The sequence below is a fragment of the Halomonas sp. AOP30-A1-24 genome (genome assembly GCF_052378165.1).
In the GTDB taxonomy this organism is placed as follows: domain Bacteria; phylum Pseudomonadota; class Gammaproteobacteria; order Pseudomonadales; family Halomonadaceae; genus Vreelandella; species Vreelandella citrativorans.
The window spans coordinates 77,952-95,710 of record NZ_JBQSXL010000001.1 but is presented as its reverse complement, the minus strand read 5'-3'; the positions used below and the strand labels follow the sequence as shown (position 1 = coordinate 95,710).

Genomic DNA, 17,759 nt, shown 5'->3' with positions numbered 1-17,759 from the left:
AAGTGTAGTTTGATTTTTATTAGTTTTGCTAGTTATTGGTTAATGGGACCTTTGCCAATATGCTGAAACATAAAGGTTAAGGCCGCAGGTAGGCTGGCACGCCAAACGCGCCAGGTGTGCCCGCCGGGGTAGAGGTCCAAGCGTACATCATTAGGTTGAATGCGTTCCATGGCTTGGCGTAGCTTACGGGCGTGAAACTCGGCGTCGTACACATCGCTGCGGCCTGCGCTAATGTAAAGTGGCACGATCGGGATGTCGCTCTCTTCTGCGCTGGGCCGGGGCGTTACGTTAATGCGATACGCTTCAAGGTAAGCGGGGTAGTTGAGTTGGTCCCATAAAGCCGTATCAAAATGGCCTTGTTCATCCAAAAACGCGGGATGACGATGTGCTGAGGAATTGCTCGGCGGATACGGAAGATAGCTTGCCGGGCTTAGCGCTGCGGCAGCGGCAAACATCTCGGGCTTTTCCAGGGCAAAATTAAGCGCGCCAAACCCTCCGGCGGATAACCCGCCTACGCCGCGAAGCGCTCGCGTGGCACCCACTCGGTACTGGTTTTCAATATGCGGCATTAGGTCGTTAAAAAAGGCGCTGCGGGCGGCTTCGTTATGGCCGTCTACCCACCAACTGCGGCTACCGGGCATGATAAAAACGGCAGGTGGAATGTGCCCAGCGCGAATCAAACGATCAGCGGTTTGGGCAAGATTGCCCTTGGCTAGCCAGTCTCGTTCGTTGCCAAAAGAGCCATGGAGCAGATAAACCACTGGGTAAGGCTCGGCGGCATTGGCGTCATAATGGTCGGGTAGATACACGGTGTAAGGGTAGGCGTGGCCCAGCGTGGGCGAGTCAAAGGTGGCGTAGTGCACCTCGCCAGCAACGGCGGTGTTAAACAGGCTCCATAGGCCCGCCAGGGCTGTCAGGCTGGTCAACAAGGAACGTAACAACCCGTGAAATACACGTGAAAATGAGAGGAATGACAAACAGCCTCCGGGAATTATCGCAGGGTTATAGCGTCGTACACCGTACCCGCCGACACTGTTCAGCGCAGGCGAATGTCAGGCATACACGGAGCAGGTATGCATAAAAGGATAGAGGAAATTTACTGGTTGCGTGCATACGGCTGCGTGGCCGTGTTTTTATTTCATTTGCTGGACCACGTTAATCAGCGTGTGGATAACCTGGCCACCGACCTAATGCGCCTGCCGCTGGTATTGGGCACGCCGATCTTTTTGTTCATTTCAGTGTTTGTGTTTGCCATGCGCTATGACAAGGCGGTGCCGCCTGGCTTTTTGGCCCAACGGGTAAAGTACGTCATGCTGCCTTATCTGGTATATGGCTTTATCTACTCGACGGCCGAGTGGGTTCGGCTATACGTGGCAGGGGAGCCGGTAGGCTTTGTCGCTAATGCGCTGGCGTACTTTGTTTTCGCCGGGTGGCACGGTTATTTTTTGATTATCGCCATGCAGTTTTATATCGCTTATTGGCTGTTTACCCGCTGGCAGCTGTGGCGCTTTAACCCGGTGCCGTGGCTGTGGGTGAGCTGTTGGGTGAGTATGGCGTACTGGGGAGTGGCGTATTGGTTGGGTGTGGCGCTGCCGGGGTATCTGCTCTGGGTGGCTCCTCTGGGCTGGATATATCTGTTCTTTCTGGCCCTGGTGCTGGTGCGTTACTACCCCTTTGATAGTGGAGTCCAGGCACCGCTGCGGCCTTTATGGATGCAGTACCTGTCGTGGCCTTTGTGGTTGGTCGTGTTGGTTTGTCTGCTGGTCGCGGCCAGCGTGGCGGGGTGGCTGCAGTTCTCATCCAAGGAAGTGTGGGTGATACCGCTGTTCATGCTCTCAACGCTTGTAGCGATGCGTTATTTAAAAGACATCACAGCGCCTCGCTGGGTGCGCTATATCAACCAGTATTCGTTTGGTATTTACCTGGCGCACCCCATGTTTTTTGCCATTACCGATGTGTTGGTGATGCCGTTGGCGTTGCCTATAACGGTTTACGTGCTGCTGCTGATAGTAATGGGTGCCACGGGCTCTATCCTGCTCAGTAAAATGGCGAACACCACAAAAGCCGGGGCCATGATGTTTGGCAAGCGGCTAAAAGTATAGGGCGTTGACGCGCCGTGCGGTGGGTTGGAAGCCGAGAGGGGCGCTCTACTATCTTTCCATGCACCAATTAGGTGCGTTTATGCTTATGTTTGATCTATTTTGGGTCAAAAAAACAGCTCCGTGTGTGTTTAAAAGCCTCGGGAAATATTTATGCGTCATAGAGAGGCAAGTAGGCGCAGATTTTTTATTCATTAAAACAACAAGTTAGTAATTGTTCCGGTCATTTTGGTGCAGGGTTGGCATGTTCTCTGCATTATACTTGTCAGCGGCTAGCCACCGTAGGCAGATGCCTCTCGGCGTGCTACAACAATAGCCGGTTTGAAACGATCACTAGGCGATGTGTGATTCAATTTCAGGCAAATGTTAAGCGAACAAAAAGGATAGGCCTGTCAGGCACGTACTTTATTGAATGACGGGGTTTGTCTAATAACACTTTTATCGATAGCTTACTGTTACATGCTTTAAGCCACGCCCATATCGGAGGCACAATGTCAGCCAAGACTCTCGCGCTAATTGAAGAACATGATGTTAAGTGGGTGGACCTGCGTTTCACCGATACTCGTGGTAAAGAGCAGCACGTTACCGTGCCTGCCCGCGATGTAGACGAAGAGTTCTTCGAAAATGGTCAAATGTTCGATGGCTCCTCAATCGAGGGCTGGAAAGGCATTAACGAATCCGACATGATCCTGCGCCCGGAAGATGGCACTGCTTTCCTCGACCCCTTCACCGAAGACGCTACTCTGATTTTGCGTTGCGATATCATTGAGCCAGCCACGATGCAGGGCTATGATCGTGACCCGCGTTCTATTGCTAAGCGCGCTGAGGCGTACCTGGAGTCCACCGGCCTGGGCGATACTGCTTTCTTCGGTCCGGAGCCTGAGTTCTTTATTTTTGACGAAGTACATTGGAAGTCTGATATTCAGGGTTCCATGTACAAGATTTCTTCCGACGAGGGCGCCTGGGCGACCAGTAATCAGGTAGAGGGCGGCAACCTGGGGCACCGTCCGCGCGTTAAAGGCGGTTACTTCCCGGTTCCTCCGGTCGACAGCTTCCACGATATCCGTGGCGCTATGTGTAACACCCTGGAAGCGATTGGTCAGACCGTTGAAGTTCACCACCACGAAGTGGCGAATGCGGGGCAGAACGAGATCGGCGTTAAATTCAATACGCTGGTGAAGAAGGCGGACGAAGTTCAGGAAATGAAGTACGTGATCCACAACGTGGCCCACGCGTACGGCAAAACCGCGACCTTCATGCCCAAGCCGCTGGTTGGCGACAACGGTTCTGGTATGCATATTCACCAGTCGTTCTGGAAAGATGGTCAGAACCAGTTTGCCGGTGATGAATACGCAGGCCTGTCGGAAATGGCGCTGTATTACATCGGCGGTGTGATCAAGCACGCACGCGCTCTGAACGCCTTCACCAACGCCTCTACCAACTCGTACAAGCGTTTGGTGCCGGGGTTTGAAGCGCCGGTTATGCTGGCTTACAGCGCCCGTAACCGTTCCGCCTCTATCCGGATTCCCTATACGGTCAGCCCCAAAGGCAAGCGCGTTGAAACCCGCTTCCCTGACCCGACCGCTAACCCGTACCTGTCGTTTGCTGCCCTGCTAATGGCAGGTATCGACGGCATCAAGAACAAGATTCATCCTGGCGATGCCATGGACAAGAACCTGTACGACCTGCCGCCAGAAGAAGGCAAGTTGGTACCGACCGTTGCCAACAGCCTGGACCAGGCTCTGGAAGCGCTCGACGCTGACCGTGCGTTCCTGACCGAAGGTGGCGTGTTCACCGACGATATGATTGATGCCTATATCGAACTCAAGATGGAAGAAGTAGAGCGTATTCGCATGACCACGCACCCTATCGAATTTGATATGTACTACAGCTGCTAATCGCGTTTTGACGCGATAGCCCTAAAACCCCGCTTCGGCGGGGTTTTTTATTGCACTTAACCAGTGAGAGGGTGCGCCTTAACGGTACTCCATGCACTAAAATAGTGCATGTGGTGGATCGCACCATGGCAGGTTGCGCGCTTAACGCTCGTTGAATCAAGGCTTGGCGCCCATAAGGCGTGCATGCTGATGAAAGGGGCCAACCTGGCGTGCTTTTTGCAGTTTCTCTTGCGTATTGAACGTTTTTATCAGCGACATTCAGGACACTTCATGTATCAGCGTTTACTAGAACATCTCTCCATGGCAGTGCTGCTGCTGGACGGTGAGCTCCGCGTACGCTGGATGAACCCTGCCGCCGAAGCGCTGTTGGCAGTAAGCTTTAGCCGTGTGCAGGGGAGCAGCCAGGATACCCTGCTGGGCGGTGATGAAAGTATTGACCAGGTGTTGGCCAAGGCGCGGGATGCCTTTCATCCCTACACCCAGCGCGAGGCGCGCATTACCCCGGTTAACGGTGAAGCGCTGACGGTGGATTACACCGTGACGCCCCTGTCGGCAGACGAGCTTCTGCTGGAAGTAGAACCTCGTGACCGCTTGATGCAAATTTCCCGCGAGGAAGCGCTAACCACGCGCCAGGAAACCATCAAAGTGCTAGCCCGAGGCTTGGCCCATGAAGTGAAAAATCCGCTGGGCGGCATCCGCGGGGCGGCTCAGCTATTAGAGCGTGACCTGGATAAGCCTGAATTGCGTGAGTTTACCCATATCATCGTGGAGGAGGTTGACCGCTTGCGTGATCTGGTGGATTCGATGCTTGGCCCGAATCGCATTGTTAAGCACGCGCCGGTGAACATCCACAAAGTGCTGGAGCGGGTAAGAACGCTGCTGGTGGCTGAACATCCGAATATCACCATCCACCGCGATTACGACCCTAGCCTGCCGGACCTTTCCGGGGATGAGGCGCAGATGATCCAGGCCGTGCTTAACGTGGCCAGAAACGCCGTGCAGGCCATGAGCGATGCCGAGACCCCTGTGCCCGAATTGATGCTGCGCACCCGCGCACGGCGTCAGTTTACCCTGGGGGCTGAGCGCCACCGGTTAGTGAGCGAGGTGGGTGTGGTCGACAACGGCCCTGGCATCCCGGAAGGGCTTAAAGAAACGCTCTTCTACCCGATGGTGTCAGGGCGTGCTGAAGGCAGCGGATTGGGGTTGTCCATCGCTCAGTCGATCCTGCATCAGCATCAAGGCTTGATTGAATGTGACTCACGGCCCGGGCACACCGAGTTCCGCTTACTGATTCCATTGGTTATTAATTGCACCGGAGAAGCATCATGATAGAGGCGACACGTAACGAGGTTGCACGGGTGGTCGTTGTGGATGACGATCGCGCTATCCGCTGGGTGCTTGAACGTGCATTGGCGCAGCCGGATCTTGATGTAGAGTGCATAGAACGCGCCGATACCGTACTGGAACGACTGCTGAAAACCCCACCGGATGTGCTGGTGACTGACATTCGTATGCCGGGCATTGATGGGCTGGATCTGATGTCGCACATTCGCGAGGCGCATCCGGATTTGCCCGTCATCATCATGACCGCTCATTCGGACCTCGACAGCGCAGTGGCCTCTTATCAAGGCGGTGCGTTTGAGTACCTGCCCAAGCCGTTTGATGTGGATGAAGCGCTGGCGCTTGTGCGCCGGGCGGTGGCTCATGCGCGCGAGCGCCAACGGCCGATCAGCGTTCCCGAAGGTTTGAACGCAGAAATCATTGGTGAAGCGCCGGCCATGCAGGAGGTGTTTCGGGCTATTGGGCGGCTCTCTCATTCGCATATTACTGTGCTCATCAATGGCGAGTCGGGCACCGGTAAAGAGCGTGTAGCCCAGGCGCTCCACCAGCACAGCCCCCGGGCGGGCAAGCCGTTTATTGCCCTGAACATGGCAGCCATCCCGCGTGATCTGATTGAGTCTGAACTGTTTGGCCACGAGAAAGGCGCGTTTACCGGGGCCGCTGCCCAGCGCCAGGGGCGCTTTGAGCAGGCCAACGGCGGCACGCTGTTTCTGGATGAGATCGGCGATATGCCGGCTGAAACTCAGACCCGCTTGCTGCGCGTATTGGCCGACGGGGAGTTCTACCGAGTGGGCGGGCATACTCCGGTCAAGGTCGACGTGCGGATTATCGCTGCGACGCACCAGAACCTTGAGTCGCTGGTGGATGACGGGCGCTTTCGTGAGGACCTTTTCCATCGCCTGAACGTTATCCGCATTCACTTGCCGCGCCTTGCCGAACGCCGTGAGGATATCCCACGCCTCACACGGCATTTTCTTGCTGAAGCCGCCAAAGAACTTGCCACCGACATCAAGGTACTCACGGCCGAAACCGAGGAGCACCTGACGCGCCTAGCGTGGCCGGGTAACGTGCGCCAACTGGAAAATATCTGTCGCTGGTTAACGGTAATGGCGTCTGGGCGTGAAATTCTGGTGGAGGATTTACCGCCAGAGCTACGCTCCCCCCAAGCAACTGAAAGCGCCGGTCACGGCGACTGGCGCAGTGCCTTTCGGGAGTGGGCCGACCGTGCTCTGGCCGAAGGGCACACACATCTGTTGGAAGAGGCCGTACCCGACGTTGAGAAAATTCTGATTGAGACGGCGTTAAAACATACCGGTGGGCGTAAAGGAGAAGCAGCGGAATTGTTAGGCTGGGGGCGCAATACACTAACGCGTAAATTAAAGACGTTGCTACCCGCCCTGGCAGACGAATAACGCTGCCACTGTGCGCGCTAAACGAGCATTGATTGCTTGGTAAGCGCTTGGCACTGCATTAGAAAACGCTCAAAGTCGCTCAGTATGGTGTCCAGGCTAGCGTGAAGACGATGGTCGTCATTGACCATCCGTAACGAGAGTTGTTGTAACTGGGCGCGTTCAATAACGGGGCCGGGCAGCACGACATCATCCTGCCAGCCGTGGATGATATGGGTAAGCTGAGCCTGAATCATCGGCGAGGTTTCAGGGTATGCCGGTAAGCCAAGCGCAGGGGCAAGTAAAAAACAACCTAAAAGGGGATGCTGAGCGCTAACCGCAGCGCTCAGCCATCCTCCCAGGCTTGAACCCGCTAGCACACACGCTGCGGGGTTATCATTGCGTTTTGACAGAGTATCCAACAGGTGATCCAGCCGCCTGGGGGGCTCTGCCATGCCACGGTAATCCATAACGACCGGCTCACAATCATCGAGCGTTTCGGCGATCCCTTTGAGTGCCTGAATTTTCAAGGCACCGGGCCCGCTTTCCAGGCCGTGTGAAAGATAGACGGTCATCATTATGGTTATTCCGCTGCTCTTTCAATCGCCTGGCCGCCTTCCGAGATATCCTCTCCCGCGCCATGAATCGTATTACAACCGCTGATCGCCAGCAGTGTGGTTAATAGCACTACACCCATCGCCCATGTGCGTTTCATTGAATGATCCCTTCTTGTTGATCAGAAATAGTCGTGAGTAGAAACAGTCCTGCGTAAAACCATTCTTGCATAAAACAGTAAGGCTGCCATCAGCAACGCAGTAGCCCATACCAAGCGCGCCTTCGAAGTATCTTGCCTTCTCTTTATATTAGCCAGCAATAACACGTTAGGGTAAGAAGTAGTACGTTTTTGCCGAAATAAAGTGAGCAATAGCCAAACGTTCAGCTTCCCAAGTGGTGATTGGTGTCACGGTGACCATTCGATGAGCAGGTATTTTTGTCGCATGTGCCTTTTTTACACACGGCTAAAGAGGGTTTTCGTTGTTTTTAGGAAAGTGTTTTTTATTTCAAACTTTTGATTTTGTTTGTTTTTTGTTTTTATGTTGGCAGTTGGCCTAAAGCCTGCAGTATTATGAGTAGGAACAACATGAGCGGATTGATAGGAAGCAAGGGAAGGCAGGAGCCAAGTAGAAGAACAGGACGTTAAAGGACATTCACCCGCTCATTTGTATTAGCATAAGGATATGCTAATCGTCGAGGCCAGGGATTGGCTGAGATGCAAAATGACCATTTCGCGTAAGCGTTGTGGTTTTTTTGCGTTGTGTGTGTTTTTTAAGTTGTTGAAAATTATAAAATTGTTGATTCCTGGCTATAATTTGCAAAAGATTTGTACAGATGACGCCGCCGATTTAGTCTATCCTTGCAGCACACTAAATCTAAGCGGTTAGAACATGCCAATGCAGTAGCCGCGCATTTCAGGAACAAGCGTTATGGCGATGGGATTGATGTTATGCATGTTTGTGCTGTTCTTGGTGTTTTCCGCCATCGGGTTATACATGATGTTTAAAAGTTCTTTTATGGTCACAACAGACAACCACGAAGACATACCGCCCGACATTTGATGGTTACCGCCCAACGGCGCGTTCTAAAAAGAATACGTACACTAAACGATCATGCCCACGCAAGTGGGCATGATCGTTTGGGGTGAGCATAACGCGGCGGGCTACTGTTTCTGCCAGCGGCCACGGCCTCTGTCGGGCACCATGCGTCCGAAGTACAGCAGGCCAAAGACTAACCAGCCAACGGTTAAAATAGCCGAAAAGCCCAGTATAGCGAGCGCACCAAACTCGCCTATCAAGGGCAGAGCAGCGGCGGTAAATAACCCACCACCTACCACCGGTTCAAACATAAGCTGCTTATAGCCAAAGCTCTCAAGCGCGCCGGATTTATTGCTGGGGTCAGCCATTCTCATCAGCAATAAGCCCGTCACCGTGACCCCCATGGATTGTCCAAAGTCTCCAATGCCCCGCTCAAACCAGCCTTCTGGAATTACTCGGGGGGCAATCACGATAAGAACGAATAACCCCCAGGCAATGCCAGCGACGGCAAGCAGTAAAAAGGGCAGGAAGTACTCCCCTAGGGTGGTGAGTGACAGCGTGGCCAGTGCTGCGACAATGGTGAAATCAAGCGCGGTGCCAGCAATTCGCGCCATGGTGCGTGTGGAAACATGGTGCTCCAGGCCAAAGCGCGTGATCACTAACTGGACGATGACGCCGCCAATCATCGCGATAGGAAATAGCGGCACATGCGCTAATATCTCAAGACCTCCATTGCTTGCCCAGGTGGCTTGCTCAATCCACTGCAGGCCAGAGAGCAGCAGCCAACCTATTAAAATGGCAATGCCCACCAACCCAATATGCAGGCTAAGCGGGTCAGTGGTTCCTGCTTCATGCATGAGGTCTTTTTTAAATTCGCTAAACTCTTCAGTAGAAGGACGACTGTCCTCACGGATCATGTCATCAGGTTCATCGTTCTCGTTGCTGGGCGTAATGATGTTGCGGCGCGCGGCAATATTAATCATGAGCGTGCCAATGAGTACACCGGAAACAATGCCCACGGTGGCGAGACCAAGTGCAAGGTCAGCGCCTTCTTCAAACCCCAGGTCAGCGAACGTATCGGCCATGCCAGCGGCCGTACCATGGCCGCCTTCAAAGCCAATTTCAATAAGGGCACCCGCCATGGGGTTCATGTTAAACAAGGGAGCAAGTATCAACAGCGCCAGCGTCAAACCCACCACGTATTGACCCCACGCCATTGTTTGGCCAACAACGACCTGGGGGCCTGCGCGCAGCCAAATAGTACGAATGCCAGGAATCGTTTTACCGATAAAGAGGGCAGCAAATACCACGTTGATCAAAAGGCCAGGTAGCGCAGACCAGCTCTCTTGTACATACGCGGGGAAAAGGCCGGGGCTCTCTTCAAAAAAAGTAGGCAGCAAGCGGCCGATAACGTCCGGGCCCATCAATAAAAGCACAAGACCAGCAATGACGGAACTGGGTAAGAACAGCCTACGTAGCCAACCAATCCGAAGCCGCAGCGCATTACTTGCGACGAGCGCGAGAGAGATAATCACCAGTGCAATAAAAAGTTCACCAACCGTCATGGTCATCACATCACTCCTTAATGAATGCGAGAGGACGTATGCCGTCTTCACAAGACCAAGTAAATGACAGGGTTGGTTTTAACGTAGTGCGTCGTGGTTAAATTGGCGAATAGTTAATGCTTAGCCTGCCCAATAGAGGCTAAGTAGAGCAAAGCCATAACCCATAGCGGCGCCTGCAAGAACATCGCTAATGTAGTGGAGCCCGAGGCCAACACGGGAAACGGCAATTAGCAGGGCCAGTGGCACCACCAAAGGAAGTAGCCACGGCGTATGAGCCGCCACCAGTACGCTAAACATTACGGCGTGCATGGTGTGGCCACTGGGGAAACTGTAACGGTCACGCGCAGGCTCACCGCAATGCACGCCACCCAGGTAGGTAATAAAGGGCCGCTCGCGGCACAGGCGCGTTTTGATTAAGCGATAAGCCGCCATCGCCAGCAGTGCGATGCTGGTGTATTGCACCATACGCCAGATTCCATCCGGCTGTAGCCAAGGCTGAGCGGCTATCAGCAGTACCCAGATAGGCCAGTCACCTATTCGGCTGGCGGCTTGCAAGAGAATTCGCCACGGGCGAAACAGGTTGAGCCGTGTCACCCGCTGGCAGAGGCGCCACTCCAGTAAATCAAGACGATCGAATACGACAAGCGGGCGCGGACGCATGGTAATTCTCCTGGGCTTGCTGAAGGTACTGCATAAACTGGTCTGCAATGCCCGACCAGCTTTGCTCAAGTGCGCGAAGGCGCGCAACACGCCCTAGCCGTGCATAGTCGGCGGGGTGTTGGCAAAGCTCGACGGCCGCTTGCTGAAACGCGTCGCCATCATCAAGCGCTATCGTCATTCCGTTTTGATCATTTTCGATCAGTTCAGCGCTTGCTGCGTATCGATAGGCCACAACAGCCAGACCACTGGCCATGGCTTCCGTAATCACATTGCCCCAGGTTTCTGACAGCGAAGGGAAGACAAAGATATCGGCGCTGGCATAGTGGCGGGCTAATTCATGTTTATCGACGAACCCGGTGAAGTGTGCATCAGGTAGCGCCTTTTCAAGCTGCGCACGCGCTGGGCCATCACCCACAATGACCTGGGCCATATCCGGGCGCACTTCACGCATGGCTTGCAGTGTTTCCTGGAGTAGCGTGAGGTTTTTCTCAGCGGCTAAACGACCGACATAAACGGCCACGGGCTGATGGTCACTCACTCCCCATTGACGGCGTAACGCGCTATCTCGAAAAGTGGGTGAAAAGCGCTCTCCGTCGATTCCGCGCGACAGCACTTGAACGCCGTGGATGCCTTGGCGGCGTAGCGTCTCGGCTTGTAAATGGGTGGGGACCAGCGTGGTGGTACAGCCATTATGAAAGTAGCGCAAATAGCGCCGCGTGGCGGAGGATAACCACGACACGCCGTAATCGTGGCAGTAGTGGTCAAAGTTGGTATGCCAGCCCGCCACCAGAGGAATATTGAGTTTCCTCGCCGCATGTCGTGCTGCCCAGCCAAGCGGGCCTTGGGTAGCAAGATAGATCGTATCAGGACGGTACTTACGCCAGAAACGGCGCAGCTTAGCGGGCGTTACCAAGCCTACCTGTACTTCCGCATAGCCAGGTAAAGCGACAGATTTAACCTGCATTTCCTGGGCAATATGCGTAGCGCTTCCGGGTACTTTGGGGCGTGGGCGAATCACATCGACCGTTACGCCCTGCTGGTGCAGTTCGTGGTTAATGCGGCTTAGCGTGTGCGCAACGCCATTGATATCGGGTGACCACGTTTCACTCACAATACATAGCCGCATAAACGATACGCCCCTTAATCATATTTTAACTTAGTGTGGTCGGTAACGATGACATTGCCAAGTCAGGACAGTGAAAAACTAGTGACACAAATATCAATCGCCGTTTATTTAATTATTGATAGGCCTGCTTTTAACGACGTTATTATTAAGAGATTACAACCTGATAAAAGCGACTGAAAGAGGAATTTTATAATAAAAGATTCGTTGGTTATTTTTTTACCGCTGGGTGAGCTGCAGTGTTATTAGGACAATAGGGTTGTCACGGACAACTAAAAAGAGTCGTGGGCGCATGCCACTACGTTGTGTGATTTGGCTTGAGCATATTGGTAGTGCGTTGCTAAGAAGTGATATGTTTAATTAGGCTCTAATAACGTTTTAATAAAGAAGATTTGCCATGCCCGGATGGGTATTTATGAATGAACACGGGTTTACATGGCGATGAAGCTGGGCGAAATTGGCGGCGCCTGGAACAAGGAACGGAAACATGATGATCAACGACTGGATAAATGCGGGGCTCTTGATAGCTTTTCTGACGGTCGCGCTGGCCTCCGGTTTTATCATGCGGAAAAGAAAGAGCTGGTCCCACAGCATCTCCGTTCACGTTGTTCTGTTCGCCGCGAATGCGGGTTTCCTGCTGACTCTGAACAAGACCATCAATCAGATACTGGTCGACAGAAAGGTCTCCGCCATAAAGCCGGATATCATTGACGACCTGACCTTGGTGGCTATTGGTCTGACCGCCATGCAGCAAACCTTCCTGCTGATTAACCGCCTGACGGCCGATCAGGTAACGAAGGGAAGCGATAAAACCTCGGCCACAAGCATCGCTCGCATCCTTAAACTTGCAATGGTGCTGGTGTTACTGCTTTTGTTCGGTGAACATCTGGGCCTGAGCTTTTCGGGCCTCTTGGCCTTTGGCGGCTTCGGCGGTATCGCCATCGGTATTGCCGGACGGGATGTTCTAAGCAATGTTTTCTCCGGCGTGATGCTCTATTTCGACCGCCCCTTCAAGTTTGGCGACTGGATTCGTTCTCCAGACCGTAATATTGAGGGTACCGTCGAGGAAATCGGTTGGAGAATGACGAAGATCATCACCTTCGATAACCGCCCGCTCTTCGTCCCTAACTCCGTTTTCTCAACGATCAGCGTCGAAAATCCGGGGCAGATGCGTAACAGGCGCATCAGTACTACGGTCGGCCTCAGGTACGAGGATGCCGACAAGGTTGCCGCCGTCGTCAACGATATTCGCGCGATGCTTCAGAAGCACGACGGCATTGATTTCACGCAGACTCTCCTCGTCTACTTCAACGAATTTGCGGATTCCTCACTAAATATTATGGTCTATGGTTTTACCAGGACCACGAAATGGGCTGAATGGCTGGCGATCCAGCAAGATATCTACCTTAATATCATCACTATCGTGCATGGTCATGACGCCGATTTTGCCTTCCCCTCTCGGACTGTCTATCTTGAGAAGGATTAAACTCACGCCACCGTTAATAACCATACACAGCCTTAAGCAATATGTTTAAGGCCCTTCGGTAGGCTTGCTGGTGAAATCCGTCACCGGTTTATCTATGGGCTGGTCCAGCCGCTCGGAAAAAGCCCGCAGGCCTGCCAGAATCGGTTTAAGGGCATACCACAGCTCGTCATCTTTGAGCATGTGATACACCCCGGTGATGCCGGGGGCGCTGTCTTTTTCTTCTTTCTCTTTGTCCTGGCTTCGTGCTTGCTCCTTGTGCTTGGCCTTGTCCTCATGGCGATGGTTGCCAACCTGCTCAATTCCCTCTTTAAGCGCAAACATCACTTGGTAAAACCGATCTGGTGGTAGCGTTGAAAGCGTCATCACGATGACCGATAAGTTCTGAATAGTGTTAAGCGAGCCGGGTTTATTTAACCCGTCTACCGCAATACGCATTAGCTCATGATTAGAGGCAACCATGTCATTGGCAAACCGCAGCAGACCGTGCTCATGGAGCGTTTGCACCAGCCTATCAAGTTCCTCCTGAGCATCCGGGCCGATAGTAGGCGGCGGCACGTCGTAGGAAATTCGTTCGGCCATCACATTTTCCTCGGATTGGTTTGCTGGGCAGGCGGAAGCTGGTAGTCATCCTTTGCCCATTTGACCTCGACCGCAACGCCCTTATTGGGCGTACGGTGGCCGTAGCGGTAGTTGTTACTGGGGAGCGGGAGGGCGGTGTGTTTGTCGAGCACTTCAAGCTTTACGGCAACTTCCTTATAGGCAGGTGTTTGCACATCGGGGTCGTTATGTTCGCCGGTCAGCGAGTTAACCCCCAGTTTGCCGAAGTGAATGGGCATAAAAAGAGTTTTTCCTGCGGCACGCTCGGTGACGATAGCTGGAAACTCAATGCTATCCCGACGTGAAGCTATCTTGACCCATGTGCCGTCTTCGATCCCGCGCTCGGCGGCAAGCTCGGGGCTAACTTCAACAAACCCATGGGCTACCTGGTCACAAATACCCGGCGAGCGGCCAGTCTGATTGGTTCCCTGAAACTGTTCCAACAGACGACCGTTGTTCAACATTAGGCCGTACTCTTTATCCGAGGCCTCTGAAGGCTCTTTCCACTCCAGCGGAAACAGGCTAGCTTTGCCATCCTCCGTCGGAAATCCATCGGTATACAGCAGTGGCGTATCGGTGCCGTCCTCGGCAACCGGCCAGAGCAACGACTTCCAGCCTTCCAGGCGCTCGTAGCTGACCCCCGCGAACATGGGGGATATAGATGCGCACTCTGCCATGATCTCGGAGGGGTGGTTATAGCCCCAGTCGTGGCCCATTTGCGCGGCAAGGTCCGTTAAAATACGCCAATCCGGGCGGCTATCGCCCAGTGGGTCAAGCACTTGGTAGAAGCGCTGAATACGCCGCTCGGTATTAACAAAGGAGCCGTCTTTCTCGACGCTGGGGCAGGCGGGCAGCACGACATCGGCAAACTCAGCGGTACGGCTTAAAAACATGTCCTGCACGACCATAAAGTCGAGGCTTTCAAATGCGGAATGGACGTTATGGGTATTGGAGTCGGAGAAGGCCGTTTCCTCGCCAATAATGTACATGGCTTTAAGCTTGTCCTCGGCGGCGGCTTGCACCATCAGGAAGTTGCCATAACCGATTTCACTGGAGAGCTGTTCAGGCTTAACGCCCCAACCTTTGGCCCACCGCTTACGGGCATCTTCGTCGGTGACCTTTTCATAGCCTGGGTACATGTTGCGCAAGCAACCAAAGTCGCTGGCGCCTTGCACGTTATTATGGCCGCGCATGGGATAACCGCCGGTACCTGGCTTGCCGTAGTTACCAGTGACCAGCAGCAAGTTGGAAAGCGCGGTGCTGGTATCCGAACCGTGGCTATGTTGAGTAATTCCCATGGCCCATAGCAGGCAGACACGTTTTGCCCGGCCGATTAATTCAGCGGCCTCAATCAATTGCTGTTTGGGAATGCCGGTTTTCTGTTCCGCAAAATCAAGCGTAAACGGCGCCAGCGATTCACGATACTCATCGACGTTATTGACCCAGCGCCCGAGGAATTCATGGTCGGCCAGGTCGTTATCGAACATATAGCGTGATAGCGCCGACGCCCAGATTAAATCGGTGCTGACATTGGGGCGCATGAAAAGATTCGCCCGCTCGGCCATTTCATGTTGGCGCGGGTCGAACACCACCAGCTTTTGGCCGTGCAGCTTCTGTGAGGACTTGATGCGCGAGGCAATCACTGGGTGGTTTTCGGCGGTATTGCTGCCTACCAGCACCACTACTTCAGCCTGCTCTATGTCCTTGATGGTACCGGCGTCGCCACCGTAACCCACGGTGCGGAAAAGCCCTTTAGTCGCCGGGTTTTGGCAGTAGCGGGATGAGTTATCCACGCTGTTGGTGCCAATGATCAGCCGGGCAATTTTCTGCGTTAGGTAGGCCTCTTCGTTGCTGGCTTTACTGGAACCAATAAAGCCCACGCTCTGTGGGCCGTGGGTGTCGCGCACGCTCATCAGTTGGCTCGCCACCAGATCCAGCGCTTCGTCCCAACTGGCTTCACGGAACTGACCCTTTTCCCGAATCAGCGGTGTCGAGAGGCGTTTTTCACTGTTTACAAAGTCCCAGGCAAATTTGCCCTTGATGCAGGTTGAGATACCGTTAGCCGGGGCATCTGGCGTGGGCTGAACCTTAAGAATGTTGCGATCACGGGTCCACATCTCAAACGCGCAGCCTACACCGCAGTAGGTGCATACCGTTTTTGTACGTTTGATGCCCGGCTCGCGCAAAGCGGCATCCAGTTCTGAAACACCGGTGATGGGTATGGCGCTGGTGGTGTTTTCGACTTCCTTGACTATTTCAATCATCGGCCGCTTAAGCAACCAGGGCAGTGCGGTCAGCGGGCCTGTCTGGCCGTACATGCTGTTTTCCTGCAGCGCATTACACGGACAAACCGTTACACAGTGGCCGCAATGTACGCAGCTTGAGTCGTTGATCTTTTCGCCACCATCCCAGAGTACGCGCGGGTCTTCGCTGGAAAAGTCGATGCTCAGCGTCTCATTAACTTCGACGTTTTGGCACGCTTCCACGCATTGGCCGCACAGAATGCACTGGTCCGGATCGTAGGTATAGAAAGGGCTAGAAGTATCTTTTTCATGAGGCTTGGGCGTGAATTCGTAGCGCTGGATGGGTATCTGCATTTCTACCAGCGCATTGTGCACCGTGCAGTCGCCATTGTTGTTCTCGCACACGGTGCAGTAAAGCTCGTGCTTGGCTAACAAGCGATCCATTCCTTCATGGCGAGCGGCTTCGGCCTCTCTGTCTTGGCTGGAAACGTTAAGACCCTCTTCGGTACGCAGCGTACAGCCTCGTTTTATCTCGCCGTTAACATTAACCCAGCACGTATCGCAGGTTTCGATAGGCCCCAAGGAAGGGTGATAGCAGACGCTGGGTAAGTTAATGCCTTGGGCTTTTAGAAAGTCGATTAGCGGTTCATCGGCGTTGCCGGTTAATGTTTTATCATCAAACGTAATCGTGCACGGTCGGTTCATGTGGGCATTCCTCCATGGATCCCTTGTTTTTATCCTGGTATCAGTCCTCTTTAATGCGCAGATGTATTGGTCAAAAGGTAGTCAAGGGGGGAGGGTTGTAAAAGCGGGCGGCTCGGGATTGAACTTAAGTTAAAGCGTGAAAGGGGAATTTGAATGAGTATTCCGGAGACGCCGCGGCCTTCTGTATTAGCGCATTTATAGTGACAGCCAACGGCGATTTTAGATAAGTAAGCGCTTATATTTGATTGTTCGCTAAATCACTCGTTTCCGGATTTGTGAGGACAATTGTTCAAAGGCAATTACGACCACCAGAATGAATAGAATAATAGTCAGTGCGCGATCAAAATTGAAAAGCCGCATGGCAGCAGCTAACTCAACACCGATGCCGCCAGCCCCGACCAGGCCTAACGTAACTGCTGAGCGCAGGGCCTTTTCGACGCTATATAGGCTAGTCGCGGTCATGGAGGCCAACGTCTCCGGCAAAATTGCGCCGCCGATCACTGAAAGCTTACCCGCACCGGTAGCGCTAAGCGCTTCAGAAGGCCCCGGGTGGACTTCTTCGATACGCTCCGAGAAAAAGCGCGCTGCAAAACCAATGGTGTCCATGATGATCGCCAACACGCCGGCCATGGGGCCCAAGCCAACGGCCACCACGAAAATGAGCGCCCAAATCAGGTCCGGAATGGTGCGCATCGTCGAAACAATAAACCGCGTTAGGGTGCGAACCCAGGAGGCGGGGGTGGTATTACGTGCCGACAGCAAGGCAAACGGTAGGCTAAGTATTACCCCAATGGTCACGCCCACAATGGCAATGTTTAGCGTTTCAAACATCGACCATGCCAATACATCCAGATTGCTGAGATCGGGGGGGAAGGCGCGACCCAAAAAATGGCTCAGATTCACGATTCCGCGCAGCAAGCGCTCAAGCGTGACATTGGTCGCCATAGCCCCTTGAATAAACAGGGCTAAAAACGCCAGGGCAATACCCCAGGTAAACAGTGACGGTCGCTTAAATCGGGGCGGCAACGCCGTCGCAAGCGGACGATTAGTAGGCATGGGCTG

14 protein-coding genes are annotated in these 17,759 nt (G+C 53.6%); 5 read left to right on the top strand and 9 right to left on the bottom strand.

Annotated features, from left to right (window positions below):
- Positions 1-32: 32 nt before the first annotated feature.
- A complete protein-coding gene (locus ACT3TJ_RS00465) occupies positions 33-908 on the bottom strand; it encodes an alpha/beta hydrolase (RefSeq protein ID WP_226912071.1) in 876 nt (291 codons plus the stop codon).
- Positions 909-1,073: 165 nt separating this feature from the next.
- On the opposite strand from ACT3TJ_RS00465, the gene ACT3TJ_RS00460 reads away from it, so the two are divergent.
- The 4 genes from ACT3TJ_RS00460 (at position 1,074) to ntrC (ending at position 6,750) form a co-directional block, all read left to right on the top strand.
- Positions 1,074-2,102, top strand: coding sequence for an acyltransferase family protein (locus tag ACT3TJ_RS00460; protein ID WP_193053627.1), 1,029 nt, complete (start codon positions 1,074-1,076; stop codon positions 2,100-2,102).
- Between the two features lie 488 nt (positions 2,103-2,590).
- Positions 2,591-3,997 carry a glutamate--ammonia ligase gene (gene glnA, locus ACT3TJ_RS00455; RefSeq protein ID WP_172117682.1) on the top strand — a complete coding sequence of 469 codons (1,407 nt, stop codon included), beginning with the start codon at positions 2,591-2,593 and terminating at the stop codon, positions 3,995-3,997.
- Between the two features lie 270 nt (positions 3,998-4,267).
- On the top strand, positions 4,268-5,326 hold the full coding sequence (glnL, locus tag ACT3TJ_RS00450; protein ID WP_193053704.1) for a nitrogen regulation protein NR(II): 1,059 nt from the start codon (positions 4,268-4,270) through the stop codon (positions 5,324-5,326).
- Positions 5,323-6,750: a nitrogen regulation protein NR(I) gene (gene ntrC / locus ACT3TJ_RS00445; protein WP_193053626.1), complete on the top strand. Its 1,428-nt coding sequence runs from the start codon at positions 5,323-5,325 to the stop codon at positions 6,748-6,750. The genes glnL and ntrC overlap by 4 nt, the downstream gene beginning before the upstream one ends.
- 17 nt (positions 6,751-6,767) lie before the next feature.
- Here ntrC and ACT3TJ_RS00440 read toward each other — a convergent pair whose 3' ends face one another.
- The 5 genes from ACT3TJ_RS00440 to ACT3TJ_RS00420 form a co-directional block, all read right to left on the bottom strand.
- Positions 6,768-7,304, bottom strand: a complete 537-nt coding sequence (locus ACT3TJ_RS00440; RefSeq protein WP_172117680.1) for a YqiA/YcfP family alpha/beta fold hydrolase — start codon at positions 7,302-7,304, stop codon at positions 6,768-6,770.
- A 5-nt stretch (positions 7,305-7,309) separates the two neighbouring features.
- On the bottom strand, positions 7,310-7,441 hold the full coding sequence (locus tag ACT3TJ_RS00435; RefSeq protein WP_087108872.1) for an entericidin A/B family lipoprotein: 132 nt from the start codon (positions 7,439-7,441) through the stop codon (positions 7,310-7,312).
- A gap of 1,002 nt (positions 7,442-8,443) precedes the next feature.
- Entirely contained in the window at positions 8,444-9,889 is a 1,446-nt protein-coding gene (locus ACT3TJ_RS00430) for a sodium/glutamate symporter (protein ID WP_193053625.1), read from the bottom strand.
- A 114-nt stretch (positions 9,890-10,003) separates the two neighbouring features.
- Complete coding sequence (locus ACT3TJ_RS00425) at positions 10,004-10,543, bottom strand: phosphatase PAP2 family protein (protein WP_172117678.1); 540 nt, start codon at positions 10,541-10,543, stop codon at positions 10,004-10,006.
- Complete coding sequence (locus ACT3TJ_RS00420; RefSeq protein ID WP_193053624.1) at positions 10,506-11,669, bottom strand: glycosyltransferase family 4 protein; 1,164 nt, start codon at positions 11,667-11,669, stop codon at positions 10,506-10,508. The genes ACT3TJ_RS00425 and ACT3TJ_RS00420 overlap by 38 nt, the downstream gene beginning before the upstream one ends.
- A gap of 484 nt (positions 11,670-12,153) precedes the next feature.
- Here ACT3TJ_RS00420 and ACT3TJ_RS00415 point away from each other — a divergent pair, with 484 nt between their 5' ends.
- The gene (locus tag ACT3TJ_RS00415) at positions 12,154-13,152 is read left to right on the top strand and encodes a mechanosensitive ion channel family protein (RefSeq protein ID WP_193053623.1); all 999 of its coding nucleotides are present in this window, start codon (positions 12,154-12,156) and stop codon (positions 13,150-13,152) included.
- A gap of 45 nt (positions 13,153-13,197) precedes the next feature.
- Here the strand turns inward: ACT3TJ_RS00415 and ACT3TJ_RS00410 are convergent, their stop codons facing one another.
- From ACT3TJ_RS00410 to phnE, 3 genes are all read right to left on the bottom strand, one after another.
- Entirely contained in the window at positions 13,198-13,731 is a 534-nt protein-coding gene (locus tag ACT3TJ_RS00410; protein ID WP_193053622.1) for a DUF1641 domain-containing protein, read from the bottom strand.
- Positions 13,731-16,697 carry a formate dehydrogenase subunit alpha gene (fdhF, locus tag ACT3TJ_RS00405; RefSeq protein ID WP_193053621.1) on the bottom strand — a complete coding sequence of 989 codons (2,967 nt, stop codon included), beginning with the start codon at positions 16,695-16,697 and terminating at the stop codon, positions 13,731-13,733. Before fdhF ends, ACT3TJ_RS00410 begins: the two co-directional genes overlap by 1 nt.
- 252 nt (positions 16,698-16,949) lie before the next feature.
- Positions 16,950-17,753 carry a phosphonate ABC transporter, permease protein PhnE gene (phnE, locus tag ACT3TJ_RS00400; protein ID WP_193053620.1) on the bottom strand — a complete coding sequence of 268 codons (804 nt, stop codon included), beginning with the start codon at positions 17,751-17,753 and terminating at the stop codon, positions 16,950-16,952.
- Positions 17,754-17,759: the final 6 nt, after the last annotated feature.